This window comes from Nocardia flavorosea, assembly GCF_015477805.1.
In the GTDB taxonomy this organism is placed as follows: Bacteria; Actinomycetota; Actinomycetes; order Mycobacteriales; family Mycobacteriaceae; genus Nocardia; species Nocardia flavorosea_A.
This window is the reverse complement of the sequence record NZ_JADLQL010000006.1, coordinates 208,563-234,416: the sequence shown is the minus strand read 5'-3', so window position 1 is coordinate 234,416 and position 25,854 is coordinate 208,563. Positions and strand designations below refer to the sequence as shown.

The window sequence follows — 25,854 nt, the reverse complement described above, 5'->3', positions numbered from 1 at the left end:
GCGTGCTTTTACGAAAATCTTGCCGGGTGCGCCGTCCCACTCAATTGATGCGGACAAGCATCTTTCCGGTATTCGCGCCGTGCAGGACACCGTGGAGTGCTGCCGGAGCCTGCTCGAGTCCCTCGACGACGGTTTGGTCCGTGTGCAGGCTGCCCTCGGCGAGCCAGTTTGCCGCCCGCCGAACCCATTCGGTGCGCAGGTGTTCGTAGGCCACCACATGCATCCCGTACAAGGCGGCGTTCTTACCGCCGAGCGCGAAAAGGTTACGAGGCCCGGGTGGCGGCTGCGGCGCGTTGTATCCGCTCACGGCGCCGACCATCGCGATCCGGCCACGGTCGCGCAGGGCGTCGATCGCGGCCTCCAGATGGTCACCGCCGACATTGTCGAAGTAGTAGTCGATACCTTCGGGCGCGAGTTCGGCCAGCCGGCGTGACAGCGATTCGGACCGGTAGTCGATACCGGCGTCGAATCCGAAATGCTCGACCACACGGCGTACTTTCGCCGGCCCGCCCGCTGAACCGATCACAGCGGCGGCCCCCAGCTTCCGAGCGATCTGCCCCGCAATACTGCCGACCGCGCCGGCTGCCGCCGAGATGAATACCACGTCGCCTTCGCGGATGGGCGCAACCTCTGTCAGAGTGGCGTAGGCCGTCAGTCCGGTATCGCCCAGCGCTCCGAGATAGAACGCGGCCGGCGCAGATTCGGTATCGACAACCTTGGCATCCGCGGCGTCGACCACCGCGTAATCTCGCCATCCGGAGAAATGAGTCACCGTAGCGCCCACGGCGATCCCCGAGGCCCGGGACTCGACAACGTAACCGAGCGCCCCGCCATAGGGCACATCCCCGGGGTTCACGGCCGGCAGATGGCTCACCGGCTTCATCGCTTCCCGCATATAGGGGTCGACCGACATCCAGGTGTTCCGGACCAGGAGCTGGCCTGGGCGCACTCGCGGTACCGGTACCCGCACGAGCTGGAAATGGTGGGCCTCGACATCCGTTGCCGGGCGCGTGACCAATCGGACTTCCCGGCCCGCGGTTTCCAGGACTCCGGCCGAGATCATTTCGGTAGGAACAACCATGCCGGCAACGCTATGGACACGATGGCTGCCGGCGGAGGGCTCGATGCGCCAGCAAGAGGGCCGAACACGCCGATTCGGCGCGCGCGGGGTGCACAGCGCTGAACGGGGGTGCGGCCGAGTGGCGACTCGGACCGCACCGACGACCTCGGAAGGAGGAGGCAGTGTCTTACGTCGTCAACACCACCTTCCGGCCCGCCCGCGTACCCCGCTCGATCAGTGCCCGCTGTCCTCCAGCAGATCGAGGGCCGATCGTCACGGCTGCTGCGTCAGGAATTCCCTGGTACGAGTCCGAACTCTCGACGCTGCGGACCAACAGCCACTTCGTCGCTACTTCTCGGCGGCGCGACCTCGGAGGTGATCGAGAAGTATGTCGAAAACCAGCGGAAGCCGTGAGTGGCGCTCCGGCTTCTCCCCACGCCTGAAGGCGGGGATTTCCTCGGAGCGTTCTCGATGACCGACCCCGTACTCTTCGACGCCCGCCTCGACGGGATCGCGGTTATCACCTTGAACCGCCCGGAGCGCCGCAACTGCCTGGACAGAGATATCCGGTCCGGTCTGTTCGACGCCTGAGACCGGTTCGAACACGACCCTTCCCTGCGTATCGCGATCCTCACCGGCTCGGGTCGTAAAGCGTTCTGCGCCGGTGGGGTTCTCGCGGAGATGGTGGACACCGGGATGGGTGAACCGCCCCGTGACATGTTCCCCCCGCCCTACGACAGCATCGAGTTGTCCAAACCCACCATCGGGGCGGTCAACGGCGCCGCCTTCGCCGGCGGCTGGATGATCGCCCAGGCCTGCGATCTCTGCGTGGCCAGTACCACCGCCACCTTCGCGGTCACCGAGGTGAAGGTGGGCCGCAACTCGCCCTGGGCGGCTCCGCTGATCCATATGATTCCGCAGCGGATCATGATGGAAATCCTGCTCACCGGCGAGCCCGGTCACCGCACAGCGCGCCTACGAGATCGGGTTGGTCAACCGGCTCGCCGAACCCGGCCACCTACTGGACACGGCCCTCGACTTGGCCGGCCGGATCCTGGCCGGCGCGCCGCTGTCGGTACGCGCGGCCCGCGAAACCGTCATGCTGGCGACCGAGATGGGCCGCACGGCGGCCCTGGCGGCAGCCCGGCACGCCGCGTCCCGCGCCTATCGCAGCGCGGATGCCAGAGAAGGACCCGCCGCGTTCGCGCAGAAGCGGCCGCCGCACTGGACGGGAACCTGATCTACGCCGCGATTGTGCTGGGGGAAACGGTAACGGTCGCGGTCTCCGCCGCCCGGCCCGCCACCGGTAGCTTTGGCGGCTGGTGGTCCCGCCCAGACGGGGTGCGCCGGTATTCCGGATGACCGGCCCTGGTCTTCGATGGAACGAGCGGTCAACGCCCCGGATGTTTCCACGAATGGCATTTCGTAACGTCGAATCGTGGTGTCCGCGGCGGTGGGATCACCCCGGTGCGGCGTACGGACCAGCGTTTCGCGGTGATTTGCATTTTGTCCGGGTTGCCCGCGCGTAATTCCACGGTGAATCCCGTGTCCAGATCTACTACTCGCAGGAGACCGAAGGGTTCGATGTGGTACTGGATCACCTGATAACCGTTGTCGGTCCACCACTGTTCCATCCGGCCATAGACCTCATCGCCGATCCGGTGAACCTTACGACCCTCTCGGGTGAATTCGAGTGAATAATTCGCTTCGACGGTGACGAACTCTGCGCCCCGGCCCAATTGCTGTCTGGTGATGGTACTGCTTTGCGGATTGGGGCGGAGTATCGCCTCGGGGCCGAGTGGGCATGCCATCGCGACTATGTGCTTGTACGCCAGAGTGTAAGCGGAGGTTTCGTCGAGGGGGGCTTCGGGTGAAGGTTTATCGCATGCCGTCCCGGCACTGATCGTCAGCGCGCAGAGGGCAATTGCGACGGCCGTGCGGGGCCTGATGGAGCATCGGGACCGGACCGCCCGCGTCGGGAGTACAAGAGGCATGGACCAATTGTTCGCCGCGGCGATTGCGGACACATCGGGGATACTACTCAATGATGGGCGGAGGTCCCGCGATGTACCGTATGCGATTGCGGGGCTTCCGGTTATCGAGACTCGTCGACGATTTTGATCGCCCATTCCGGGCAGGCGTCCTTGGCGGTCTGTACCGCTTCGGTGAGATCTTCGGGGATCTCGGTGTCGACCGCTTCGGCGTATCCGTAATCGTTGAGTGTGAAGACTTCCGCGCACAGGGTGGTGCAGATCCCGTGGCCCTTGCAGGAGTCGGCGTCGACGATGACCTTCATGGAACTAACCTTCCGTACGGTCGAATTCGAGGTGCAGGGTGGTGATTCCGCGCAGGATGAAGGTCGGCAGGTAGGTGTATTCGCGGGCGTCTGCCGGGCCGTGCACGCTTTCGTCGATCCGGATATCGCTGGTGCGTTCCAGCAGTCGTTTGATCGCGACCTTCGCCTCGGCCCGGGCCAGCGGCGCGCCGGGGCAGGTGTGTATACCACGGCCGAACGCGATATGCGAGCGGGCGTTGGACCGCTGCGGGTCGAAGGTGCTCGGGTTGTCGAACCTGCGGGGATCGCGGTTGGCGCCGCCGTTGGCCAGCATCAGGACCGTCCCGGCCGGGATATCCACGCCGCCCACGGTGGTGTTCTTCTTCGCCATCCGGAAATCACCCTTCACCGGACTTTCCATTCGCAGCATTTCCTCGATGAAGTTACCGATCCGCTCATGGTCTTCGCGCAGCCAGCGCTGCAGCTTCGGATCTTCGGCGATCATCTTCAGCGATGAGGACAGCAGCCGGACGGTGGTTTCCTGGCCGGCCGAGAACAGGTTGGCGGCAACCCGCACCACATCCAGTATCTCGGGTTGGCTACCGTCGGGGAACGCCGCCTCGGCGAGGCTGGTGAGGACATCGTTGCGTGGGGCGGCGCGGCGGTCCTCGATATAGGCCGAGAACTTCCCGTAGAGGAATTCGATCGGGTTGTGTGACATCCCGCCTTCGCCCTCGGTGCTGCCGACGGTTTCGGTGCGGTGCGGGTCGCGCTGGAGAGCATTGAGGAACTCCTGCTGATCCTCCTGGGGTACGCCGAGCAGGTCCGCGATGATGTAGAGGGTGAACGGGCCCGCGAAATCGCGGATCATATCGCCCTTCCCGGCGGCCAGGTACTCGTCGAGCACCTTATCGGCCATATCCCACATCGCCTCCTCGTTCTCCTCGAGGCGTTTCGGGGTGATCAGCCGCATGAGCAGGCCGCGGTGCGCCGTGTGGGTGGGCGGGTCCAGGGTGGGCAACTGGTCGCTGAGTGGCAGCGAATCCCGGTGTTCGGCGATCAGCGCGTCCACATCGGAGTTCTCGTCGATGGGGGCGGGGAAGCCGGGGAACGGGCCGGTGACCGAGATGCAGGAGGAGTACCGTTCGGCGTCGTTGAGAACTTCCAGTGCCTCGTCGTAGCCCGTCACCATCATGACGTTGTGGTGCTTTTCCCGGGTCACCGGGCACTGTTCGCGAAGAGCGTCGAAATACGGGTACGGATCGGCGACCAGTTCCTGTCCGAGGAAGAAGTCCAGATCCTGGAAGTTTTTCACGTGAGGGTTCCCTTCGCTCCGCCGGCTCCCGCCGCCACGAGCAGCTCCGCCGGTTGACTTCCGCATTTGAGAATATAACTCTCATCTGTGAGTATGAGATTTCCATACGGCGTGCCGTGCGTCAACCGGAGGACCGGACACCATGACCCTCGATCTCACCGCTGATCAGCGGCTCTTCCAGCAGACTGCCCGGGAGTTCCTGGCAGAGACCGTGCCGGTGGCGACAGTACGCGCTCTCGGTGCGGCCGGCACCGGGTTCGACCGCCGATGGTGGAGCGCGGCTACCGAACTCGGCTGGACCGCCATGCTGGTGGCCGACGAGCACGGCGGCGGCTCCGTCTCCGGCCGCCCGTTCACCGAACTCGCGCTCATCGCAGGGGAACTGGGCCGCGCCTGCGCGCCGGGGCCGTTCGTCACCACGAATGCGGCGCTGGCCGGGCTGGCGAGCGCGGCGGCCGGATTCGGTGACACGATCGCCGGGGTGGCGGCGGGGGAGCAGGTCGTCGCGTGGGCGGTCTACGAACCGGGCCGTGGTATGGAAGCGATGTACGCGCCGAGCGGGGACTCGCAGCCACAGGTCCGGGCTACGCCCGACGGTGTAGGCTACCGCCTGACCGGGACCAAGGACCGGGTCGAATCCGGCGACCAGGCGGATCTGTTCCTGGTAACCGCATCGAGCCCCGACTGTGCGATACAGCTACTCGTCCCGGCCGATGCCCCCGGCGTGACCGTAAGCCCCACCTGGACCCTGGATCTCGTCCGGCGCACCGCCCGCATCGACTTCGACGGGGTCGCGGTGCCCGCCGGCGCGGTCACCCATACCGGACCGGCCGCCACAGCCGCCGTACGCGCCCAGCTGCATACCGCTGCGGTGCTCACCGCGGCCGAAATCGTGGGCGCCACCGAAGTGGCACTCGAAGCCACCCTGGGATGGCTGAACGACCGCTTCACCTTCGGGCGCCCACTCGCGTCGTATCAGGCGCTCAAACACCGGATGGCCGATAGCAAGACCTGGCTGGAGGCCTGCCGGGCGACCGCGACCGCCGCGGCCGCGGCCTGCGACGACGATCCGGATACCGCGGACGAGGCGGTGAGCGTCGCGAAATCCTATGTGGGTGCGAAGGCGCCGGTGATCGGGCAGGACTGCGTACAACTGCACGGCGGGATCGGGGTCACCTGGGAGCACGATCTGCACCTGTACCTGCGCCGGATCGGATTGGGCCGGGCGCTCTACGGGACGCCCGAGGAGCATCGCCGCCGGATCACCGATCTTCTCGTCGCAGCGGCATGAGCCGATCGGGCCCAGCGGCGGCAGCACAGCGTCACCGCCCAGTCCCGTTCGAGCCCCGGAATTACCGCGCGTAGCGCTACGGATCTCCTGGAAGGCACACCATGACCACCGATATGGAACCCGTCCCCGAATTCCGGGAGCGCGCCCGGAGCTGGTTGCGCGCCACTATGCCCCCGGTCCCGCCGGACCAGGGCCCGCCGGACAGCAAGGAGGAGTGGGACCGCGCCCGGGCGTTACAGCGCGCGCTGTACGACGCCGGTTACGCCGGTATCTGCTTTCCCAAGGAATACGGTGGACTCGGTCTGAGCCCGGCGCACCAGGCGGCGTTCACCAAGGAGTCCTACCCCTATGAGATGCCGGTCATCCTGAACGTGCCCACCCTGTCCATCTGCGCGGCGACCCTGCTCGAACTCGGCACCGAGGAACAGAAGCGCGAACATCTTCCCGCGGTATTGCGCGGTGACGAACTGCTGGTGCAACTGCTGTCCGAACCCCGTGGCGGCTCCGATCTGGCGGGGCTCACAACCCGCGCCGACCGGGACGGGGACCGGTGGATCCTCAACGGTTCCAAGATCTGGAGTTCCGGCGCCTACGCCGCCGATTACGGCCTCTGCCTGGCCCGCACCAACTGGGATGTGCCCAAACATCGTGGACTCACCATGTTTCTGGTGCCGCTCGGGGCACCGGGGGTCACCGTGCAGCGGATCAAACAGGTCACCGGATCCACCGAGTTCTGCCAGGAATTCTTCGACGATGTCACGCTCGGCGACGACGCGGTGATCGGTCAGGTCGACAACGGCTGGGAGGCGGCGTCGCGGCTGCTCCACCACGAACGGGCCGCGATCGGCGGGACCTCGCCGTATATGAGCGGCGCCCGCCCGCACCTCGGGGGCGAGGACTCTCCGATCCTCGAGACAGCCCGCCGCCTCGGCCGGCTCGACGACGTCCGCGTACGCGAGGATATCGGCGAAGCCTACGCGATGATGGTGGTGCGCGATCAGTTGATCGCCCATATCACGCACCGGATCGCCGCCGGTGAACTGCCGCCCGCCGCCGGTTCCATCACGCGATTGTTCAGCGCCGAGAACGCGTGGCTGCAAACCGATATGGCGGTGAAGGTCGCGGGTGCGAACGCGGCGACCCACGCGCCCGGGGACCCGCTCGATACCGCCAAGATCGGCACCGACTACTTGTTCCGTGCCGCCTGGAGCCTGGCCGGCGGTAGTACCGAGATGGCGCGCACGGTGATCGGCGAACGTGTCCTCGGTATGCCCCGGGAATACGCCGCCGACCGCGACGTGCCGTTCAACCAGGTCAAACGGGGCCGCTAGCGCGGACCCGCAGTTGGGAGGCAGTGATGCGCTTCATCTTCCATTACCCGGAGACGGGCGGCGCCGACAGCGATATCCTCGACGCCGGGCCACTGGGCGAGGTCGCGGTGGCGGTTGAAGGTGATTCCACGCGCTGGGCGTGGATTTCGACGAGCGCGACACCTTGTTCGACGAAACGCTCGACGTACTCCCGCTGCATTGGAAGGGGGAGTGGAACAAACTGCGCCGTCTTCCCGTCTTCCCAGCTCTCGGCGTATCTCACCGGCACCACCCTGCACCCTGACGGCGGAACCTCCGCCTCCGCCGGCTGGTTCAACTGGCCGGACCAAGGCTGGGCAGGGCTCACACCGGTTTCCGGCCGCCGGGGCCGCTGTTCAGCCGGACTCGGTGCTGCTGCCGGGATGATCGCCGGGGAGGGCGGTCAATGTGCGGAGGGCTTGCAGGAATACCGCACGCTCCCCGGGGGACAGGTACTGCAGTAGCTGTTGCTCTTCCCCGGCCTGGATCCGGGCCTGGGCTTGCGCGACGACCCGGTGACCTTCCGGTGTGAGTTCGAGGAGCCGGGCGCGGCGGTCGGACGGGTCGGGGGTGCGATCGAGGAGGCCGCGTTTCTGGAGGTCGTCGAGGACCGCGATGATGCGGGTCTTGTCGGCGCCGATTTCCTGGGCGAGCACCCCTTGCCCGCGCGCGGGTCCCCGGCTCAGTGCGACCAGGACGCTGTAGGCCCACATGCTGAGCCCGTGCGATTCGAGGATGGGGCGTTCCATGGCGATGAGCGTGCGGGTCAGCGGTGCCAGCATTGCCGCCAGGTCCGGACGGTCCGTTGATCCCATGAGCCGAATTTACCGGGCGGGAAGCGGCGGATTCTCCGAGCCGCCCGTTCCCCGCCGGCGGGCCTGCGTCGCGTGCGGTTCCCGGGTGCGTCCGGGGCACAGAACCGGCCGCGGCCAGGAAATAATAAGCATAGACATATGATGTGCGACTGCTTATTATTCCGGTATGACTACCGAAGATCTCCGTGAACTCGACCGCACCGCGGTGCTCGCCACCGTGAAAACCGCCGAACTCGTGACCCCGGATCTGCTCTCCCGGCCGACCCCCTGCGCTGCCTGGAATATCGGTGAGCTACTGGCGCATATGGCCGCCCAGCATCGCGGCTTCGCCGCGGCGGCGCGGGGCGAAGCCGGAGACCTCGCCCGCTGGCAACCGCGACCACCCGGCCCCCACACGACGACCGAATACGCCGAATCCGTGACGGAGGTCTTGGCCGCATTCGCGCCCGCCGATGTCCCGGAGCGCCTTTTCGCCATGCCGGAATTCGGCCCCGGCGTCACCGTGCCCGGACACCAGGCCATCGGATTCCACCTCGTCGACTACGTGGTCCACGGCTGGGATCTCGCGCGGGCCGCCGGACAGGATTATGAACTGGACCCGGGCTGCGCCGATCCGGTGCTGCGGATCGTCGGGCAGATTCCGGACGGGCCGGAGCGGGACAGCCCGGAATCGCCGTTCGCGCACGCGCTCCCGGATACCGGCGCCGGCTCCGCACTCGACCGAATCCTGCGCATGCTCGGCCGGTCCCCGAACTGGCCCGAATCCGACTGAACCGGGTCCCACTGAACCGGGTCCCACTGAACCGGGCAGCATTCCGGCCACCGGAAGCGCTCTGAGAATGCGGGCCGGGATGCTGCCGAACTAGCTTTCGCCTCCTGTCGCTGTGGTGGCGACCGGAACTCTGCCGGGCAGATGGGTGCCGGGGGTATGGCCGAACGTCCTGCGGAAGATATCGATGAACGCGCTCGCCGAGGCCCAGCCGCAGCGGTGTGCCACGGCCGTGACGGGAGTCTTTTCCGCCAGGAGGATCAGGGCGTGGTGCAGGCGTAGCTGGGTCCGCCACTGCGGAAACGTCATGCCGAGATCGCTGCGGAACAGCCGTGACAGGTCCGGTCACTGGCCCCGACTTCGCGGCCGAGTTCACCGAGCGTTCGGGTGTCGCCGGGATTGTCGACCAGAACGGCGCAAACCGCGCGTAGCAGCGGCGCGGTGGGGCTGGGCAGGTGCAGGGGCTGCTGGGCTGAGGCGCGGAGCCGGTCGAGCAGAACCGCGCGCAGGCGAGTGCGCTCGGGACTTTCGCGGTTGTCGCGGGTGTAGGCGATGATCAGCTCCCGCAGCAGCCGGTCCACCGTCAGCACGGTGGGAGAGGTCAGACCGAGTGGGTTGTCGCCGGCGGGCAGACCCAGTAGATGCAACTCCAGGTCGCCGTAGGCGCGGTGGGCGTGCACGGTCCCGGCGGGCACCCAGATGGCGTGGGTGCCCGGCGCGACCCAGGTCCCGGCATCGGTGCTGATCGAGAGGACCCCGCGGCCGGCGTAGATGATCTGGTGATCGTCGTGGCGGTGGGCGTCGATTCGCGCGCCGGAGGCGAGGCGCTGGGCGCGGGTCGGGGCGACCGGCTGATGGCGGATTTCCATCACAGGGTGGCAGTTTATCGGAAGCGCGCCAGGCGGCCGGGTTGCGAGCATGGTGGTCGTGCGCCGAAATCCCGCCATTCTGCTGCTGTCCACCGGTCATGCCTGCGTCGATGTGTACCAGGGGGCAGTGGCCGCGCTCGTACCGTTCTTCGTCGCCGAGCGCGCCTACACCTACGCCGCGGTGTCGGGGATCGTGCTGGCGGCATCGCTGCTGTCGTCTGTGGTGCAACCACTGTTCGGTGCGCTGACCGACCGGTGGCCGATGGCGTGGCTGTTACCGGTCAGCACACTGGTCGCCGGTACCGGTATCGCGTCGATCGGGCTGTCCGGCTCGTATCCGCTCACGCTGGCATGCGTGGCGATATCGGGAATCGGGGTGGCGGCCTACCATCCGGAAGCCGCCCGGATCGCGCGGGCTGCGAGCCGGGACAGCCACACCTCGATGGCGTATTTCGCCACCGGCGGCAATATCGGCTTCGCGCTGGCGCCGGCACTGGTCGCGGCCACGGTCGCGATCGGGGGATCGGCCTGGACACCACTGCTTCTCGTGCCCGCGCTCGCCGGGGTGGCGGCGACCCTGCCGGTCTTGCGGGCGCGGCAACAGAGCCGGTCCGCGGTTCTCGACGAGTACGCGCCCGCCGGGCGCGACGATATCGCATCGTTCGTGCGGGTCTCGCTGGCCGTGGTGTTCCGTTCGGTCGCCTTCGTCGGGCTGAGCACCTTCATTTCCCTATACGTCCGGCAGCGAACGGGCGGCGAGTCGGCGGCGGGCACGGTGGCCCTGTTCGTGCTCTATCTGGGCGGCGTGATCGGGTCGGTACTGGGCGGTTCGCTGGCGGCGCGCTGGGACCGGGTGACCGTCGCACGGTGGTCGTACCTGTTCGCCGCCGGGGCGATCGCGGGGATCGTCTGGGCACCGGCCCCGGTCGTCTATCTGTTCGTGGCGGTCACCTCGGTCGGGCTCTACGTGCCCTTCTCACTCCAGGTGACCCTCGGCCAGGATTACCTGCCGTCCCGGGTCGGTACTGCGGCCGGCGTCACTCTCGGACTCACCGTCAGTGCCGGCGGTTTGGCGAGCCCCGCCCTCGGCCACCTCGCCGACACCACCTCGTTGCAGGTCGCGCTGATACCGCTGATCGCGATGCCCGTGCTCAGCGGACTGTTGTTCTGCAATCTGCGCGAACCAGGGTTACCCCGGGGACGGACGGACGCGAAAGCCGGCGCCGAGGTCTGAACGCATACACCGGTTCCCTGGTTGCGGACCGGGATTACTCGCGCATTGGAGCAGCCGGCGTGGAATCCGCGGGGCTGTCCGCGTCCAGGCCGGCGAGCAGGCGCAACCCGTCCTCGGCGGGGCTGCCGGGGACAGCGGAGAGGACCAGTAGCTCCAGACCCGATTCGTCCGGTAGGGCGAAGTTCTCCTGATGCAGTTCGAGTAGTCCGACCATCGGATGCCGGTACGCCTTGCGTCCGTGAGTGCGGGCGCGGACATCCGCCCGGGCCCAGAGCCGGCGGAAACGTTCGCTACCCACCGCCAGTTCCCCGATGAGCGAGACCAGACGCGGGTCGTCCGGGTACTTGCCCGCGGCCAGGCGAAGATGCCCGACCGCGTCGAGGGTGCAGGTTTCCCACTCCGCGTACAGGCCACGCTCGGCCTCCTCCAAGAAGAGGTGCCGCGCTGTGTTCAGCCCCGGCATCACCCGGCCGTAGAGGAGTTCGGCGAGGCGGTTGCCGGCGAGTACGTCCAGGCGGTGGTTCATGATCAGTGCGGGTGCGTCGGCGACTAAATCCAGAACGCGCAGCAATTCGGGCCGGATCTGCCCGCCCGGCGTCTTCGGGCGGCGCCGGCGCTGGTGGGCGAGCCGGTGGAGATGCGCGCGTTCGGTTTCGTCGAGTCCGAGGACGCGGGCGAGCGCGTCGAGAACCTGCTCGGAAGGCTGGGTGGCACGGCCCTGTTCGAGGCGGACGTAATAGTCGACGCTCACGCCGGACAGGTGCGCGACTTCTTCGCGGCGCAGTCCGTCGACCCGGCGGTACCTGCCGGTGGGGATACCGGCAGCGGCCGGGTCGACCCGGGAGCGCCGGGTGCGCAGGAAGCCCGCGAGATCGTCCATGTTCCCCAGTATTGCCCGCGCCGGCGTCGGTCAGGGTGGTCCTGCCGATACCAGGAAGCCCGGTCCGGTGGAAGCGGCGACCCTGAACGCCGGGCGACGCGGCACCCAGGATCGGAGATACCCGACCCGGAGGAGTTCCGATGAAAACGCTGATCGTCTACGCCCACCCCGAACCGCAGTCGCTCAACGGCGCGCTGAAAGACCTCGCGGTGACCACGCTGGAGAAAGCGGGACACGAGGTGCGGGTGAGCGATCTGTACGCGATGGACTGGAAAGCGGTGGTGGATGCCGGGGACTACGGTCCCGCCGCCTCGGCCCCGCTGCGGGTCGTCCGCGATTCGGGCCGGGCCTTCGATACCGGAGATCTCACCCAGGATGTTCGCACCGAACAGGAGAAACTGCTGTGGGCCGAGATGATCATCTTCCAGTTCCCGCTGTGGTGGTATTCGATGCCTGCGATCCTCAAGGGCTGGGTGGACCGCGTGTTCACCTACCATTTCGCGTACGGCGTCGGCGAGCACAGCGATACGAAGTACGGTGAGCGCTACGGCGAAGGCACCCTGGCGGGCCGTAAGGCGCTGCTCTCGGTGACCATCGGCGGCCAGGAATCGCACTACTCCGCCCGCGGAGTCAACGGACCGGTCGAGGATCTGCTGTTCCCGATCCACCACGGCATCCTCTACTATCCGGGCATCGACGTGCTGCCACCGTTCGTGACATACGGCGCCGACCGGATGACCGCGGCGGCCTACCCGGATGTGGCCAAGGCATGGGAGCGGCGCCTGCTCACCCTGGGTTCGACCGAGCCGATCCCGTTCCGGCGGCAGAACTTCGGTGATTACGAGATCCCCTCGCTCCAGCTGAAACCGGGACTCGAACCAGCGGGCCGCACCGGTTTCGGGTTGCATACAAGCGGCTGAGCCGTCCCTGAGCAGGACAATGCCGGCGTGTGCACTGCTCGGGGTGCGGATCGGTTTGTGGCAATGGCGACTGCGCCGGCGGCAAGTGGACCGGTGCCCGCGGCCCGGCGGGATCGCCGCGTAGCCGGGCGACCTCACCCGGCAGCGATGGCTTCCTCGTAGGCGCGCCGTGTCGTTACGGCCAAGGTGCGCCGCTCGGCGGTCAGCGGGCCCAGTGCGTCGCGCCATCCGCCATCCGCGCCACCGAGCCAGGTCGTTACCGCCGTTCGATGCGAATCGGCGATAGCGACGAGGGTTCGCCGCCGGTCGTTGTCGTCGGTCCGGCGGTCCAGTACTCCTCGATGCCCTTCGCAGAGCAGCCGCATCCCGCTGAATTCGTGATTGCGGTGCGTGCTCGGACATCGGTGCGGGTGTGCGGCGGTGGTTCAGGCAGGGCCGACGGCCGCGCGGATGGCGGGGTCGAGGAGGCCGAGGTCGCTGCCCAGGCGGTCGGCTAGTTCGCGGGCTACCGCCACATCTTTACGGAGGAAATCGCCGACGGATTCGGCGAAAGCTGCGACCGATCCCTTGGCCGCGACGCTGAGGACCGCGCGGCTCGAACTGCTCGCGTGGGGGAGTGCGGCGAGTACCTCCGATTCGGCAAGACCCAGTTGCCCGGCGAGCCGGACCGCGTCGGTGACCAAGCCGATCTGGGCGGCGAACAGCGCGTTGTTCACAAGCTTGACGCGCTGGCCGTTACCGAGCGCGCCCACCGGCAACACCGGATCGGCGTAGGCCACGAGGACGGGACGGGCCCGTGCGACCGCTTCCGGTTCGCCACCGAGGAACACCGTGATCGCGCCCTCGGCGATATTGTGCGGGCCGCCGCTGAGCGGGGCATCGACCACTTGACGGCCGGCCGCGGCCGCGGCGATCGCGGTCACGGTATCGGGGCTGCCGGTGGTGTGCAGGATCAGCACCGAATCGCCCGGCATGGTTTCGAGCAGATCGCCGTCGAGGCAGACCGCGCGTACCTGGTCGTCGGTGAAAACGCAGATCACCACCGCGTCCGCGTCCACCCCCGCCTCGGCTGCCGAGCCGACGGTGACCGCGCCGGCGGCCTCGATCGCCGCGCGGGTGCCAGGGTTGCGCCCGACCGCGCGCACACTGTGCCCGGCGGCTGCGAGGCGCCCGATCATGGGGAGGCCCATTCGGCCGGCGCCGACGAATCCGATACGCACTCGGTTCTCCTTCGATCGTGGACGCCGGGTCTCTCTGGCGCCGAACGGGTTCGGGCCGCGGGTGTGCGCACCGTTCGCGACCGCTGTTCTCCGCAACGCTGGTTCAGCGCGGTTTGCCCATGAGGGCAAGGGTCGCGTCGGCGGTGTCGAGCACCGCGCCGGGCGTGATACCGGCGGTCTCGGCGAGCTCGCTGATCAGCCGGGCATCCTTGCGCAGCAGTTCCCCGGCGTGTTGCGCGATCTGATCCAGTGATCCGCCGCCCGCCAGGATCCGGCCCAGCGCGAAACTGTTCCCGCTGCCGTTGCCGATCACCTCACCGAGCCGCTGCGGGCTCACCCCGAGTTGTGCGCCGAGTTCCAGAGTGCTCACGGCGGTGGCCATATGCGCCGTGAAGAGCAGGTTGTTCAGCAGTTTGGTGGTCTGGCCGGCCCCGACATCACCGAGGTGCACCACCGGGTCGGCGTAGGTGCCGAACACCGGCAGACAGCGTGCCAGGGTATCGGCGTCACCACCGGCCATCACCAGCAACCGCCCCGCCTCGACCGCCGGCGCGCCGCCACTCACCGGCGCGTCGATCAGTGAAATGCCTTGTACATTCGCTTTTTCGGCGAGGTCGCGGCAGGTTTCCGGATGGACGGTGCTGTGGATGGCGATCACGGGCCGCTCGGTCCGTCCGGCGGCGGAGGCGGCGAAGCCGGCGAAGACACCGTCGGTGCGTTCCAGCACTTCTCGCACATCCGCGTCGCCGACAACGCACAGGCACACCAGATCACTGTCGGCGGCCAGCGCGGCCGGGCTTTCGGCGACCTTCGCCGCGGTATCGGCATACGGTTCGACCGATACCGCACGGCGGGCCCACAGTGTGGTCGGATAGCCGCCCTCGACGATCCGGCGGGCCATCGGCCCGCCCTGGCTACCCAATCCGATGAATCCGACGCGCATACGATTCTCCCTTCGCGCGTTCAGGAATCGGCGCTCGCCGAATCCTGTTGACCGGTGTCCGGCCGCCAGAACACGGCCAGCAGTGCGGCGGTCCCGAGTACACCGGCGAGGAGCGCGATCAGTCCACCGGCCCAACCGGTGATCTCGATCCCGACGGCGTGGTCCACCGACAGCCACCCGGGACCCAGCAAACCGATGACCACGCAGACCACGCCGAGCACCAGCACGTACTCGTAGCCGTCGCGCATCACGAAGAATCCGTTCTTCCGGTGCGCCAGCAGCGCGGCGACCAGCATCACCGAGATCACCGCCGCGGCGGCCAGCGGGGTGAGCAGGCCGAGGATCAGCAGCACACCCGCTCCGATCTCGGTGATCACACTCAGCCACGCCTGCAGGACACCGTTGCGTAACCCGAGGCTGCTGAACCAGCGCGCGGTGCCGGCGATCTTGCCGCCGCCGATCCAGTGGTTTACCCCGTGCGCGATCATGGTCGCACCCACGACCAGCCGTAGCAGCAACAATGCGATATCGGTGACGTCCATGGGTTACCTTTCCGGCGCCGGGGCGCCGCCGTCGAATTGCCAGGCCGGCCCGGTGCATTCGCCGGTCCGCCGGGCGACGGCACATTCTTCGGCGAAAACGAGCACGGTCAGATGGTAGGCCGGTGCCGTGCGGCCGAGGCTGATCTTGTGAGCGTTGTGGTCCGTCGGGACGCCTGTCCGGTCGGCATCGCGCCTGCGCGCCCCGGCGGCGCTTCTGTCCACCGACGACGCGGCGCAGGTCCGATCCCCCTCTGCTCGTCTCGTCGCCCCACGGCAACCGCCACCGTCGATGGTGCGATCGGGGAATGCGTGATCGCGCAGGACGGGACCGGCTCGGCCGGGACGGATGGCCGGCCCACCCCGCGGGCCCACGGCGATCGCGGCGTGCGCACACATCAGGAGCCTCTCCGCAGCAGCATGGCACCGCCCGGAGTCAGGCCCCCGCTGGACACCACCGCGACCCGCGCGTCCCGGACCTGTCGTTCCCCCGCCGTCCCGCGCAACTGCACAATCGCCTCGTGCAGCAGCCCCATCCCGTGGGTGCGGCCGTGGGACAGCTGCCCGCCGTGGGTGTTCAGCGGCAGGATCCCGTCGCGGGCGATGTTCTTCCCGCCGTCCAGGAAATCCTTGGCCTCGCCGATTTTGCAGAATCCCAGGGCCTCAATCCAGGACAGGCAATTGATGGTGAACCCGTCGTACAGTTCGGCCACATCCACGTCGTCGGGCCGCAGCTCGGTGCGCGTCCACAGATGCGCGGCCGGCCCGAGAACCTGCGGTTCGTGGGTGAGGGTGCTCTGATCCCATTCGATCCGTTCCACGATCTGCGTGCCCACGGCCGCCACCTCGATCCCGGGTACCGGCAGGTCCACCGCGGCGTCGCGCGCCGAGACGATCACCGCGACCGCCCCGTCGCACGGCACATCGCAGTCGTAGAGACCGAACGGCGTGGTGATCGGGCGGGCATCGAAATAGTCGTCCATGGTCATCGGCTCGCGGTAGACCGCACTCGGGTTCAGCGCCGCGTTCGCCCGCTGGTTCAATGCGATCCAGCCCAGCGTTTCGCGGGTGGTTCCGTAATCGTGGAAATGCCGCTGCGCCTTCTGCGCCAGCGTGTGCGCGGCGGAGGTGGAGCCGAACGGATGCATCCAGCTGGAGGTGCGCCCGCCGCCGGAAACCGGGATGGCGCCGCGTTTCATCATCTCGTTGAACGTGGCCTCCCATACCGTGCGGTAGCACAGCACATGGGTGGCCAGCCCGGCGTGTACGGCGAGCATTGCTGCGATCACCGAGCCGCCGGGGCCGAAGGTTTCGATCCCGCCGTTGTGCCAGGTGGGCCGGATGCCCAGCGCCGATTCCAGTGCGGTGACCCCGCCCTCGCCGAAACCGCCCAGGTTGCCACCACCCGGATAGGAGGACAGGCCGTCGATATCGTCGAGGGTCAGGCCGGCATCGGCCACCGCCCGCTCGCAGGCGTCCACGGTGAGTTCCAAGGGTGGCCGCATCAGCCGCCGCCCGAGCTCCGACATCCCGATACCGGTGAGAACGACACTGTCCTCGAATTTGTCGCGCCGCAGCATCGGTGTCACCCGCTGACCGAATTCGGCCGGCGCGATCTCGTCGACGGGCAGCGGCGCCGGTTCCGGCTGGTGCGCGGCGGGCCGGAACAGCGGTAGCCAGACATCGTCGTCCTGCTGGAACACCACTTCGACCCGCATACCGAGGCGGAGTTCGTCCGGATCGCATTCGACGATATTGGTGGTGAGCCGGACCCGGGGGTCGTCGGTGAGCGCGACCGTCGCCACCACGTACGGGGGCGACAGGCCCGGCAGCGCGAACCGGTGGTTGACGGTGAACGAGGCCAGTGTCGCGGCACCCGAGACCACGCGCGGGGCGAGTTCGCGACCCCGGCAGCACCGGCAGATCGGCTGGGGCGGATGGATCAGCGCCGAACACGCCCGGCACTCCTGGATCCGCAGCCGCCCGTCGGCGCCGGAGGTCCAGAAGAACTCGGTGTCCAGGGACAGCAGCGGCAGCGGTCGCCCGGAACGGGGCGCCGGATCGTCACCGTTCGTCGATGCCATATCGCCTCCTCGCCTCACCCGTACGGTGATCTCCTCGTTGCTTCCCGGCCGCGGTGGCCGGCCGCCGCGGCCGCGGGAAACCGTTGTGGTGCCCGGGGCCTAGATCTGCGCGGCGTCTTTCCGGACGGTCACGGGTTCGGCGAGTCGTTGTTCATCGCAGACCGTCTGCAGCTTCTCCAGTGTTTCGGCCAGACCCGGACCGAGCGGCTCGCCCGGAGTGAACGTGGCCGGGAGATGACGCATGCCCTGAATGACCGCGATCGTCTCGTAGTGCACCGTTTCCTCCGGAATACAGCGGAAATCCGGTATCCGGTCCAGCACGGCCAGCAGCATCCGTTTGTACACCGCGCGGGCCACATTCGATCCGATGCAGCGATGGATGCCGAGACCGAAGCTGAAGTGCCGGTTGCCCTTCCGGTCCAAGACGACGGTGTCGGGTTGCTCGAAGACCGCCGGGTCGCGGTTGGCCATCGCCCAGGACAGCCACAGTCGTTCCCCTTCGGCGAACCGGGCGCCGGCCAGTTCGATATCGGTGTTGAGGGTCCGGCCGTCTCCGGGCGCGGGGGTGAAGTAGCGCAGGAACTCCTCGGTCGCCGAATCGAGCAGTTCGTCGCGTTCCCGGCTGAGGGTGTCGCGTTCGCCGGGGTGTTCGGACAACCATTCCAGCGAATGCGCGGTGAGCGCGGTGGTCGTATCGAAACCCCCGCCGATCAGGAGCCCGAGCATGCCCAGGATCTCGATATCGGAAAGCGGTTCGCCGCCGAGCGTCGCCTCGGTGGCCAGCGCGTGGACGAGTCCGGGGCGCGGATGCTCCCGGATCTCGACCAGATTGGTGTACATGTCCAGGCCCATTTCCTGGTGAAGTCGGTGCACCCGCTCGTACTCCGGGGAGTCCGGCGGGGTGTACACCGTGGCGTGCGCGGGTTCGCTGTAGACCGCCCAGTTGCGCAGTGGGATGCCGAGCATCGCCAGGGTCAGGACCGCGGGCACGATATTGGCCAGGTCGTCGACGAAATCGATTCGCCCGGTGGCGATCTTCTCGTCGAGCGCGGCGCGCACGAGTTCGTCGACGAACGGAATCCACCGCTGGACGGCGGCGGGGGAGAGGTACGGGTTGAGCGCCGACCGTAGTTCGCGGTGTTCGGGATCGTCCATTTCCAGGATGCCGTTGCGGATGGCCGCCTGGTTCGTCGACGGAATCGTGATGCCCTGGTACCCGCGGCGCACGCCCTCGACATCGCGGTCGTTGGAGACATAGGGGCAGCGGGCGAGTTCGAAGACTTCCCGGTTGCCCGCCGCTACCCAGTAGCCGTCGTGGTTGTCGGTCCAGGCGATCGGGCAGTGCCGGTGCATATGCTCGGTGATCGCCTGGAACGATTCCCGGTAGCCGGGCTCGTAGCGGTCGAAGGGGAAATGAGGCCGGCGACGGCCGGTGGAATCGGTGGCGGACATCGGTTGCCCCTCGCGCTACTCGGGCTACTCGGTGAGCGAGATGGCGCGTTCGGGGCAGGAATGCGCTGCTTCGCGCACCCGATCCTCTTGGTCGTGGGCGACATTCTCGTCCACCGGCGACGAATGGCCGTCGATTTCGCTGAGTTCGAACGCTTTCGGTGCGATCATCGAGCAGAGGGTATGCCCCTGGCAGCGTTCCTGATCGACATGGACCTTCACGGTTGTCACTTCCCTTCGAGTGCGGTCGGCGGATTCTTCAGGGCTGGTTCAGGTGTTGCGTCCGCCGTTGACGCCGATGATCTGGCCGGTGATGTAGCCGGCCTCTTCGGAGATCAGGAAAGCGCAGGTGGCGGCGATATCCTCGGGTTTACCGACGCGCCGCACGGGAGTGCGCTGAATATGGTCGGCAACGGTGCCGCCGAGTAGCTTGCGTTCTTCGGAGCGGCGCAGCATGGGGGTGTCGATGAATCCCGGTGGCACCGCGTTGACGGTGATTCCGGCCGGGCCGAGTTCCAGTGCCAGCGATTTGGTGAGCCCGTTGACCGCGGATTTCGACGAGACATAGTGCGACATGAACGGCTGCCCCGAATGTGCGCTGGAGGAGGAGATATTGACGATTCGCCCCCAACCGGCTTCGAGCATATCGGGCAGTACCGCCTGGATCGTATGGAAGACGCCGTGCAGGTTGACCTCGATCACGCGCTGCCATTCGGCGAAATCGATGTTCTGGAAACGTTTGAATCCGTCCACGCCGGCGGCGTTCACCAGCACGGTGACCGGGCCCAGTTTCTCGCGGATGGCGCCGAGCGCGGCGGCGAGGCTGTCGGGGTCGGTGACATCGGCCCGGTAGGCGGAATCGTCGTCGGCGCAGGCATTGCGGTCCAGGGCCGCCACGTGGAACCCGTCGCTGCGGAGCCGCTGCGCGATGGCCAGTCCGATGCCCGATGCGCCGCCGGTGACAACTGCGGTTTTCACGCTGGCCTCTCCTCTCTCGCGCCCACCGACGCAAGAACATGAATTCCCTAATGCGAGAACCGTACTCTCGTAAAGTTCGGCTGCGCAAGATCGGCGCGATCCGCGCAATCGGCCGCAGGTCGGCTGCGAGCTGGATAGCTCCAGCGCAACGAATCGGCCGCGTGGCCGCATCCCTAAATGTACTATTCTCCTGAAGTGAGAATGCTATTTCCACAGACTTCGAGGAGGCGGGATGTCAACGCAGGAACAAGCGGCGACTGCCACCCAACGGTTGCTCATCGACGGGCAGCTGATCGAGACCGGGCGCACCCTGGCCTCGCTCAATCCCGCGAACGGTGCAGTGGTCGGCTACGCGCCCGAAGCCGGTGTGGCCGAGGTCGACGCCGCTGTCGCCGCCGCCCGCCGCGCGTTCGACACCACCGACTGGCCGACGAATCACGAATTCCGTGCGCACTGCCTGGAACAGCTCTATCAAGCCCTCCGGGACAATGTGGAGGAGTTGCGCGCCCTGATGATCGCCGAGGTCGGCGCGAGCTACATCCTCACCAAGGGCAACCAGCTCGAAACACCGTTCGAAATCGTCAAGTATTACGCCGGGCTGCTGCCGGACTACACCTGGACCGAAGACCTCGGGCCGGTCGAGATCCGCGGTGCACAGCATCAGCGGTGGGTCGAGAAAGAAGGCGCCGGCGTCGTCGCGGCCATCGCCGCCTACAACTATCCTTACCAGCTGGCATTCGCGAAACTCGCGCCGTCGCTGGCCGCGGGGTGCACCGTCGTCCTGAAGGGCGCGCCCGATACGCCGTTGATCACCCTGGCGCTGGGCGAACTCATCGCGCGGCACACCGATATCCCGGCCGGCGTGGTGAATATCCTCACCAGCTCCGAAGTGGCCGTCGGCGAACGGATGACCACGCACCCCGACGTGGATGTCGTATCGTTCACCGGTTCGACCCCGGTCGGCCGCAAGATCATGGCGGCCGCCAGCGCCACCCTGAAGAAGGTATTCCTCGAGCTCGGCGGCAAATCCGCTGCGATCCTGCTCGACGACGCCGACTACAACATGGGCGCCATGTTCGCCGCGTTCAGCATCTGCTCGCACGCCGGGCAGGGCTGCGCCATCACCACGCGCCTGCTGGTACCGCGGGCCGACCACGACAAGATCGCCGAACTGGTCGCCGCGAATCTCGCCGACGTGACCTACGGTGACCCGGCCGACCCGAAGAACTATATGGGTCCGTTGATCAGCGAACGTCAGCGTGACAAAGTGCACGGTCTGGTGGAGCGCGCGGTCGCGGCCGGCGCCACCCTGGTGGCCGGCGGTGAGAAGGTGGATCCGGGTTACTTCTACAAACCGACCCTGCTGGCGAACGTGGACCCCGACAGCGAGATCGCGCAGGAAGAAGTGTTCGGCCCGGTCCTGGCGATGATTCCGTACGACGATATCGACCACGCCGTGGCGATCGCCAACAACTCCATCTACGGCCTGTCCGGCGGTGTCTTCGGCGCCGACGCCGAACGCGCCCGCTCGGTAGCGCGGCGTATCCGTACCGGCACCTTCAGCATCAACGGCGGCAACTACTTTCACCCCGACGCGCCGTTCGGCGGCTACAAACAGTCCGGTGTCGGACGCGAAATGGGCGTCGTGGGGATGGAAGAGTTCATGGAACGCAAGACCATCGCCGAGGTCCTGGCATGAGCGAGTCAAGCCCGGAGGCGGTAGCGGAGCGTGGCCACGTAGGGCTCTCGCTCGTGCGCGATGGATACAGCATGAGCGAGTCAGGCCCGGAGGCGGTAGCGGAGCGTGGCCACGTAGGGCTCTCGCTCGTGCGCGATGGATACAGCATGAGCGAGTCAGGCCCGGAGGCGGTAGCGGAGCGTGGCCACGTAGGGCTCTCGCTCGTGCCGAAAGGAGACGCCGCGTGAGCAAACCGCTGGAGGGGATCACGGTCCTCGAGGTCGCGATGTACGGGTTCGTACCGTCGGCGGGCGCGGTGCTCGCCGACTGGGGCGCGAACGTGATCAAGGTCGAGCACGCGGTGACCGGAGATCCGCAGCGCGGGCTGCGTCAGATCGGCAAGTTCAAGGTCGAGGGCGACCCGAACCCGAATATCGAGCACGCCAACCGCGGGAAACGCAGTATCGGTATCGATATGTCGGTCGCGGGCGGGCGTGAGGTCATCTACGAGCTGGCGCGGCGCGCGGATGTCTTCCTCACCAGTTTCCTGCCGTCCGCGCGCACCAAGTTCGGGATCGATATCGACGATATCCGCGCCGTGAACCCGGAGATCGTCTACGCCCGCGGTAGCGCGCTCGGTCCGCGGGGACCGGAGGCCGATCGCGGCGGCTACGATATGACGGCTTTCTGGTGCCGCGGCGGTATCGCCGCGACCATTACCCCGGAGGGCACCGACGGTATGATCTCGCCGCCCGGGCCCGCGTTCGGGGATACGATCTCCGGCACGAATCTGGCCGGCGGTATCGCCGCGGCACTGCTGAAGCGAGAGCGCACCGGCGAAGCTTCGGTCGTCGATGTCTCGTTGCTGGGCAGTGGCTTGTGGTCGCTCGGCCATACCGTGGCCCTGTCTGCGTATCAGCGGGAGCCGATGGTCGCACCGCCGCCGGGTACGCACGGTGCGATGGCGAATCCGCTGTCGGGGCTGTACAAGACCGCCGACGACCGGTACCTGTCCTTCGTCATGCTGCAGCCGGGCAAGTTCTGGGCCGATGTCTGCCACCATATCGACCGTCCCGACCTGGCCGGTGACCCGCGGTTCGCCGATGCCGCGCGGATCGCGGCCAATACGGATGCCGGTGTGGAAATCCTGCGCGAGGCCATCGCAGAGCGGACGCTCGCGGAATGGACCAAGAAGTTCGCGACTCTGAAGGGCCCCTGGGCGCCGGTGCAGGACTCCTATCAGGTCGGTGCGGATCACCAGATTCGCGGTAACGACTACCTTCTCCCCGCCGGCGAACTGGAGTTGGTGTCCAGCCCGGTGCAGTTCGACCTCACCCCGCCGGAACTGCGGCCGGGGCCGGAGTTCGCCGCCCAGACCGAAGAGGTCCTGCTGGAACTCGGCTGGGATTGGGACCGCATCATCGAGTTGAAAACCGGCGGCGCTGTCGCCTGAGTACCGGCACCGCCGGCGGTGTGCGGAGTCCGGCCTGCGTGGCCTGGTCACGCGTCGGCCGGCCGCAGGCGGGACCGCCGGGATCGACAGCGCGGGCTGTGGTGTCAGCAGTTTCGCGGCGGAAACCGGCCCCTGGGTGGCCGGAGCCGTACCGCGGCCGTGGTCGATTCCTAGCCGGTGTATGCGGGACTCCGGCGTCGCAGTGGCTGCCGGGGGCGGGCGACGAGAATACTGCTCAAGGGCGTACGCAGCGCGACCTCCACCACCGCGAGGCTGGCGGCCAGCACGATGATGGTGAGCGCGGTCGAGCGCAGATGTGGGACGGGATCGAGCAGCCAGTCCACCGGAAGCACCTGGTACACGATATCGATCATCATCGGATGCACCGCGAAAACACCGAACGCGCGCAGCGCGCCGTAGCTGACGATCCGCCCGACCACACCCGTGCCGGCGCCGCGACGGTCGTTCCAGAACATGCCTACGAGGTACAGCAGGATCAGCGCGCCGACGAACAGGGGCAGGAACTGCGGGTTCCACGGCGAGGAGTTACGGGCCGGGTGGATACCGGCGTCCACGTCCCGTAGATGGCCGATGATCCCGTACGCACAGCCGAGGGCGGCGGTCGTGACGACGGCCGGCAGATGAGTGCGGATCCAGGCGTCGACGCGGTCGAAGTGCACCGCGAGGAGCGCGCCCATCACCGCGAACATCGCGTACATGGGGAGGGTCTTCCACAGGTGGTGGTAGGTCCCCCAGCCGAGGACCGCGGGGCCGCCGGGCCAATCGAACAGGACGAACATGGCCAGTTGGATCGCCACGGCCGCGGCCAGGAGTTCCAGGTGGTGGCCGGTTGTTCGCGTGATCAACCATTGCAGTGCCGGGAACAGCAGGTAGATCTGCATCGAGATGAGCAGGAAGTACAGGTGGTACCAGCCTTCGCCGGTCAGGATGCTGCCCACCGAATCGCGGGCCAGATCGCCGGCCCCGGGCTTCGGCTCGGCGTCGTCGCGCCACACCAGGAACAGCGTGTAGAGCACCGACCAGGCGAGATATGGCAGGACGATCTGGCCGAAGCGGCGACGCCAGAATGCGACCGGGGATACCGTGCGGCCGGAATAGCCCAGGAAGAGCACGAAAACGGTGATGGCGACGAACCCGTACCGGGTGGTGTGGCCCACCGTCGCCATCAGCCCGGTGCCGCCGGCCACATCGGGGGTGGTGCCATGCGTATGCGAGGCGACGACCAGCGTGAACAAGGCGACGCGTACGAAATCGGCGGTGTGATTATACGGGCGGGATCTGGGTGGGGCGGCCTGCGGAGTAGCTGCGTCCGTCCTCGCCAGCGTGTCGACCACGAAAAACCCTTACCCATACGTATGAGACGCGACCTGTCTACCGTAACGGTGTACCCAGCGCCAACTCGCCTTTACCAGGGCGTTGCTCGGATCACCGCCGGATGCGGATGCGGGCCGGGCCGGATGGGCCGCCGACCGGGAGGCGGCCGGCAGCGGTCGCGGCCCGCCGAACACCCGGCTACGCGGGGGCGCACAGCGCGCCGGGCCCGCATCTCCTATGGGGAGTACAAGCCCGTCGAGCATGCTCACGGGTCGAGTCCGTTCGTCAGCTGTTCTCGCAGCCGATTCCGTTGCCGTCGCGGTCCAGGTCGTATTCGTCGGGGCCGATCACCCGGACCTTTCCCGTGTACTCCGGGCCGTTACCGCTGCCGCCCGCGCAGTCGACATCGCTGGTGACAGGGACGCAGGGTTCGTAGGAGGAGTGGCATTGCGCGGGCTGGGCGGCGGCGGGTTGCGCGGCGACGACGCCGGCGGCGGCGAAGGCGAGTGCCGTCGCGCCCAGTGTGGCGAGTGTTCTCATGACGTCTTCTTTCAGGGGAGTTGACGAACGGCAGAAGTCTTGCACGACCGCGTGTCATAGCGGCCGATTTCTCTGGAAAAGTGACCTATAAAATAAGGTGTTATCGAATGCTTACGGTTTTGCCGCGGTCGTCGCTCTTGCGGGTAGTCGGCGGGCGGGTGAGGGTGTGGTTCCGGCGAATTCCCCGACAAATTCCCCGACGATCTGGAGGTCGGCCCATGGAAACACCGCAGGTCAACGAATTATTCGATCCCGCAACGGAGTTCGGTGCCCGGGTTGCCGCGCTCTTGGCCGGCGAGGAGAGCGTCTGGCTGACCACCGTCGGACCCGCCGGTACCCCGCAGCCGAACCAGGTCTGGTTCGGCTGGCGGGCGGGATCCTTTCTCGTCTTCAGCCGGCCGGACCGGCCCAAACTCCGCAATATCGCCCGCGACCCCCGAGTGGCGCTGCACTTCAACGGCACCGGATCCGGCGGCGATATCGTGGTGTTCGGCGGCTCCGCCCGGCTCGAACTGGCAACCGATCCGGACGAGGTCGCGGCCTATCTCGAAAAGTACCGGGACGGGCTGGCCGGCCTGTCGATGACCGCCGACCAGTTCCGTGCCGAATATTCGGTGCCGATCCGGGTGATACCCGACCGTCTCCGAGGTTTCTGAAAGGCCCCCGGCGCGCACTGCCGCTACCGAACGGCATCGTCGATCGCGTGCGCGCGACTCCGCCGGCGGCTGCGGTATCGCGATCGGAACGGAGCCGATCCGGACCGCGGACGGCGGAACCCGGGACTACGGATACGGGTTCGAATGATGCCGGTGGCCGGAGTCCGGTGCGGCCGGTAGTGGCCGATTGCACTACCCGCCG

The 25,854-nt window shown here is 67.4% G+C and carries 24 protein-coding genes and 2 pseudogenes; 9 read left to right on the top strand and 17 right to left on the bottom strand.

Features of this window, described 5'->3' with window-relative positions; translation table 11 throughout:
• Positions 1–40: 40 nt before the first annotated feature.
• Complete coding sequence (locus IU448_RS25040; protein WP_228814210.1) at positions 41–1,081, bottom strand: NADP-dependent oxidoreductase; 1,041 nt, start codon at positions 1,079–1,081, stop codon at positions 41–43.
• 450 nt (positions 1,082–1,531) lie between these two features.
• Between IU448_RS25040 and IU448_RS29825 the strand changes: the two are divergent.
• Positions 1,532–2,300: pseudogene (locus IU448_RS29825) on the top strand (enoyl-CoA hydratase/isomerase family protein).
• 151 nt (positions 2,301–2,451) lie between these two features.
• Here IU448_RS29825 and IU448_RS25030 read toward each other — a convergent pair.
• The 3 genes from IU448_RS25030 to IU448_RS25020 form a co-directional block, all read right to left on the bottom strand.
• Positions 2,452–2,871 (bottom strand): hypothetical protein, encoded by a 420-nt coding sequence (locus IU448_RS25030; protein WP_195058146.1) that lies wholly within the window; start codon positions 2,869–2,871, stop codon positions 2,452–2,454.
• Between the two features lie 284 nt (positions 2,872–3,155).
• Positions 3,156–3,356: a ferredoxin gene (locus IU448_RS25025; RefSeq protein WP_195058145.1), complete on the bottom strand. Its 201-nt coding sequence runs from the start codon at positions 3,354–3,356 to the stop codon at positions 3,156–3,158.
• A 4-nt stretch (positions 3,357–3,360) separates the two neighbouring features.
• Entirely contained in the window at positions 3,361–4,650 is a 1,290-nt protein-coding gene (locus tag IU448_RS25020) for a cytochrome P450 (RefSeq protein ID WP_280459220.1), read from the bottom strand.
• A 142-nt stretch (positions 4,651–4,792) separates the two neighbouring features.
• Here IU448_RS25020 and IU448_RS25015 point away from each other — a divergent pair, with 142 nt between their 5' ends.
• A complete protein-coding gene (locus tag IU448_RS25015) occupies positions 4,793–5,941 on the top strand; it encodes an acyl-CoA dehydrogenase family protein (RefSeq protein ID WP_195058143.1) in 1,149 nt (382 codons plus the stop codon).
• A gap of 101 nt (positions 5,942–6,042) precedes the next feature.
• Positions 6,043–7,272, top strand: a complete 1,230-nt coding sequence (locus IU448_RS25010; protein WP_195058142.1) for an acyl-CoA dehydrogenase family protein — start codon at positions 6,043–6,045, stop codon at positions 7,270–7,272.
• Between the two features lie 374 nt (positions 7,273–7,646).
• Here IU448_RS25010 and IU448_RS25005 read toward each other — a convergent pair whose 3' ends face one another.
• Positions 7,647–8,105 carry a MarR family winged helix-turn-helix transcriptional regulator gene (locus IU448_RS25005; protein WP_195058141.1) on the bottom strand — a complete coding sequence of 153 codons (459 nt, stop codon included), beginning with the start codon at positions 8,103–8,105 and terminating at the stop codon, positions 7,647–7,649.
• A 166-nt stretch (positions 8,106–8,271) separates the two neighbouring features.
• Here IU448_RS25005 and IU448_RS25000 point away from each other — a divergent pair, with 166 nt between their 5' ends.
• Complete coding sequence (locus tag IU448_RS25000; RefSeq protein ID WP_195058140.1) at positions 8,272–8,877, top strand: TIGR03086 family metal-binding protein; 606 nt, start codon at positions 8,272–8,274, stop codon at positions 8,875–8,877.
• 90 nt (positions 8,878–8,967) lie between these two features.
• Here IU448_RS25000 and IU448_RS24995 read toward each other — a convergent pair.
• A pseudogene (locus tag IU448_RS24995) lies at positions 8,968–9,743 on the bottom strand (AraC family transcriptional regulator).
• Positions 9,744–9,801: 58 nt separating this feature from the next.
• On the opposite strand from IU448_RS24995, the gene IU448_RS24990 reads away from it, so the two are divergent.
• The gene (locus tag IU448_RS24990) at positions 9,802–10,977 is read left to right on the top strand and encodes an MFS transporter (RefSeq protein ID WP_195058139.1); all 1,176 of its coding nucleotides are present in this window, start codon (positions 9,802–9,804) and stop codon (positions 10,975–10,977) included.
• Positions 10,978–11,011: 34 nt separating this feature from the next.
• On the opposite strand, the gene IU448_RS24985 is transcribed toward IU448_RS24990, so the two are convergent.
• Positions 11,012–11,857: a helix-turn-helix transcriptional regulator gene (locus tag IU448_RS24985; RefSeq protein WP_195058138.1), complete on the bottom strand. Its 846-nt coding sequence runs from the start codon at positions 11,855–11,857 to the stop codon at positions 11,012–11,014.
• A 140-nt stretch (positions 11,858–11,997) separates the two neighbouring features.
• Between IU448_RS24985 and IU448_RS24980 the strand changes: the two genes are divergently transcribed.
• Positions 11,998–12,777, top strand: coding sequence for an NAD(P)H-dependent oxidoreductase (locus tag IU448_RS24980; RefSeq protein WP_195058137.1), 780 nt, complete (start codon positions 11,998–12,000; stop codon positions 12,775–12,777).
• Positions 12,778–12,911: 134 nt separating this feature from the next.
• Here IU448_RS24980 and IU448_RS24975 read toward each other — a convergent pair whose 3' ends face one another.
• The 8 genes from IU448_RS24975 to IU448_RS24940 all read right to left on the bottom strand — a co-directional run bounded on the left by IU448_RS24975 (position 12,912) and on the right by IU448_RS24940 (position 19,990).
• Positions 12,912–13,142, bottom strand: a complete 231-nt coding sequence (locus tag IU448_RS24975) for a hypothetical protein (protein WP_195058136.1) — start codon at positions 13,140–13,142, stop codon at positions 12,912–12,914.
• A 60-nt stretch (positions 13,143–13,202) separates the two neighbouring features.
• A complete protein-coding gene (locus IU448_RS24970; protein ID WP_195058135.1) occupies positions 13,203–13,997 on the bottom strand; it encodes an NAD(P)-dependent oxidoreductase in 795 nt (264 codons plus the stop codon).
• A 103-nt stretch (positions 13,998–14,100) separates the two neighbouring features.
• Positions 14,101–14,940 carry an NAD(P)-dependent oxidoreductase gene (locus tag IU448_RS24965; RefSeq protein ID WP_195058134.1) on the bottom strand — a complete coding sequence of 280 codons (840 nt, stop codon included), beginning with the start codon at positions 14,938–14,940 and terminating at the stop codon, positions 14,101–14,103.
• A gap of 20 nt (positions 14,941–14,960) precedes the next feature.
• Positions 14,961–15,482, bottom strand: a complete 522-nt coding sequence (locus tag IU448_RS24960; RefSeq protein ID WP_195058133.1) for a DoxX family protein — start codon at positions 15,480–15,482, stop codon at positions 14,961–14,963.
• A gap of 395 nt (positions 15,483–15,877) precedes the next feature.
• The gene (locus IU448_RS24955; RefSeq protein ID WP_195058132.1) at positions 15,878–17,563 is read right to left on the bottom strand and encodes a thiolase C-terminal domain-containing protein; all 1,686 of its coding nucleotides are present in this window, start codon (positions 17,561–17,563) and stop codon (positions 15,878–15,880) included.
• Between the two features lie 99 nt (positions 17,564–17,662).
• Positions 17,663–19,015, bottom strand: a complete 1,353-nt coding sequence (locus IU448_RS24950) for a cytochrome P450 (protein WP_195058131.1) — start codon at positions 19,013–19,015, stop codon at positions 17,663–17,665.
• Positions 19,016–19,039: 24 nt separating this feature from the next.
• Positions 19,040–19,234 carry a ferredoxin gene (locus IU448_RS24945; RefSeq protein ID WP_195058324.1) on the bottom strand — a complete coding sequence of 65 codons (195 nt, stop codon included), beginning with the start codon at positions 19,232–19,234 and terminating at the stop codon, positions 19,040–19,042.
• Positions 19,235–19,282: 48 nt separating this feature from the next.
• Positions 19,283–19,990 carry an SDR family NAD(P)-dependent oxidoreductase gene (locus tag IU448_RS24940; RefSeq protein ID WP_195058130.1) on the bottom strand — a complete coding sequence of 236 codons (708 nt, stop codon included), beginning with the start codon at positions 19,988–19,990 and terminating at the stop codon, positions 19,283–19,285.
• A 232-nt stretch (positions 19,991–20,222) separates the two neighbouring features.
• Here IU448_RS24940 and IU448_RS24935 point away from each other — a divergent pair, with 232 nt between their 5' ends.
• Positions 20,223–21,689 (top strand): aldehyde dehydrogenase family protein, encoded by a 1,467-nt coding sequence (locus IU448_RS24935; protein ID WP_195058129.1) that lies wholly within the window; start codon positions 20,223–20,225, stop codon positions 21,687–21,689.
• A gap of 223 nt (positions 21,690–21,912) precedes the next feature.
• Positions 21,913–23,121: a CaiB/BaiF CoA transferase family protein gene (locus IU448_RS24930; protein ID WP_195058128.1), complete on the top strand. Its 1,209-nt coding sequence runs from the start codon at positions 21,913–21,915 to the stop codon at positions 23,119–23,121.
• A 170-nt stretch (positions 23,122–23,291) separates the two neighbouring features.
• On the opposite strand, the gene IU448_RS24925 is transcribed toward IU448_RS24930, so the two are convergent.
• Complete coding sequence (locus IU448_RS24925; protein ID WP_195058127.1) at positions 23,292–24,476, bottom strand: acyltransferase; 1,185 nt, start codon at positions 24,474–24,476, stop codon at positions 23,292–23,294.
• A 265-nt stretch (positions 24,477–24,741) separates the two neighbouring features.
• Complete coding sequence (locus IU448_RS24920; protein ID WP_195058126.1) at positions 24,742–24,996, bottom strand: hypothetical protein; 255 nt, start codon at positions 24,994–24,996, stop codon at positions 24,742–24,744.
• A 218-nt stretch (positions 24,997–25,214) separates the two neighbouring features.
• Between IU448_RS24920 and IU448_RS24915 the strand changes: the two genes are divergently transcribed.
• Positions 25,215–25,652, top strand: a complete 438-nt coding sequence (locus IU448_RS24915) for a TIGR03667 family PPOX class F420-dependent oxidoreductase (protein ID WP_195058125.1) — start codon at positions 25,215–25,217, stop codon at positions 25,650–25,652.
• Positions 25,653–25,854 lie beyond the last annotated feature (202 nt).

Bases quoted from the DNA above. Each gene is read 5' to 3' on its own strand.
- IU448_RS25030 (WP_195058146.1), bottom strand. From the start codon at position 2,871: ATGGCATGCCCACTCGGCCCCGAGGCGATACTCCGCCCCAATCCGCAA.
- IU448_RS24975 (WP_195058136.1), bottom strand. From the start codon at position 13,142: ATGCGGCTGCTCTGCGAAGGGCATCGAGGAGTACTGGACCGCCGGACC.
- IU448_RS25040 (WP_228814210.1), bottom strand. From the start codon at position 1,081: ATGGTTGTTCCTACCGAAATGATCTCGGCCGGAGTCCTGGAAACCGCG.
- IU448_RS24950 (WP_195058131.1), bottom strand. From the start codon at position 19,015: ATGTCCGCCACCGATTCCACCGGCCGTCGCCGGCCTCATTTCCCCTTC.
- IU448_RS24960 (WP_195058133.1), bottom strand. From the start codon at position 15,482: ATGGACGTCACCGATATCGCATTGTTGCTGCTACGGCTGGTCGTGGGT.
- IU448_RS24985 (WP_195058138.1), bottom strand. From the start codon at position 11,857: ATGGACGATCTCGCGGGCTTCCTGCGCACCCGGCGCTCCCGGGTCGAC.
- IU448_RS25000 (WP_195058140.1), top strand. From the start codon at position 8,272: ATGACTACCGAAGATCTCCGTGAACTCGACCGCACCGCGGTGCTCGCC.
- IU448_RS24980 (WP_195058137.1), top strand. From the start codon at position 11,998: ATGAAAACGCTGATCGTCTACGCCCACCCCGAACCGCAGTCGCTCAAC.
- IU448_RS25005 (WP_195058141.1), bottom strand. From the start codon at position 8,105: ATGGGATCAACGGACCGTCCGGACCTGGCGGCAATGCTGGCACCGCTG.
- IU448_RS24915 (WP_195058125.1), top strand. From the start codon at position 25,215: ATGGAAACACCGCAGGTCAACGAATTATTCGATCCCGCAACGGAGTTC.
- IU448_RS25010 (WP_195058142.1), top strand. From the start codon at position 6,043: ATGACCACCGATATGGAACCCGTCCCCGAATTCCGGGAGCGCGCCCGG.
- IU448_RS24935 (WP_195058129.1), top strand. From the start codon at position 20,223: ATGTCAACGCAGGAACAAGCGGCGACTGCCACCCAACGGTTGCTCATC.
- IU448_RS24965 (WP_195058134.1), bottom strand. From the start codon at position 14,940: ATGCGCGTCGGATTCATCGGATTGGGTAGCCAGGGCGGGCCGATGGCC.
- IU448_RS25015 (WP_195058143.1), top strand. From the start codon at position 4,793: ATGACCCTCGATCTCACCGCTGATCAGCGGCTCTTCCAGCAGACTGCC.
- IU448_RS24955 (WP_195058132.1), bottom strand. From the start codon at position 17,563: ATGGCATCGACGAACGGTGACGATCCGGCGCCCCGTTCCGGGCGACCG.
- IU448_RS25025 (WP_195058145.1), bottom strand. From the start codon at position 3,356: ATGAAGGTCATCGTCGACGCCGACTCCTGCAAGGGCCACGGGATCTGC.
- IU448_RS24920 (WP_195058126.1), bottom strand. From the start codon at position 24,996: ATGAGAACACTCGCCACACTGGGCGCGACGGCACTCGCCTTCGCCGCC.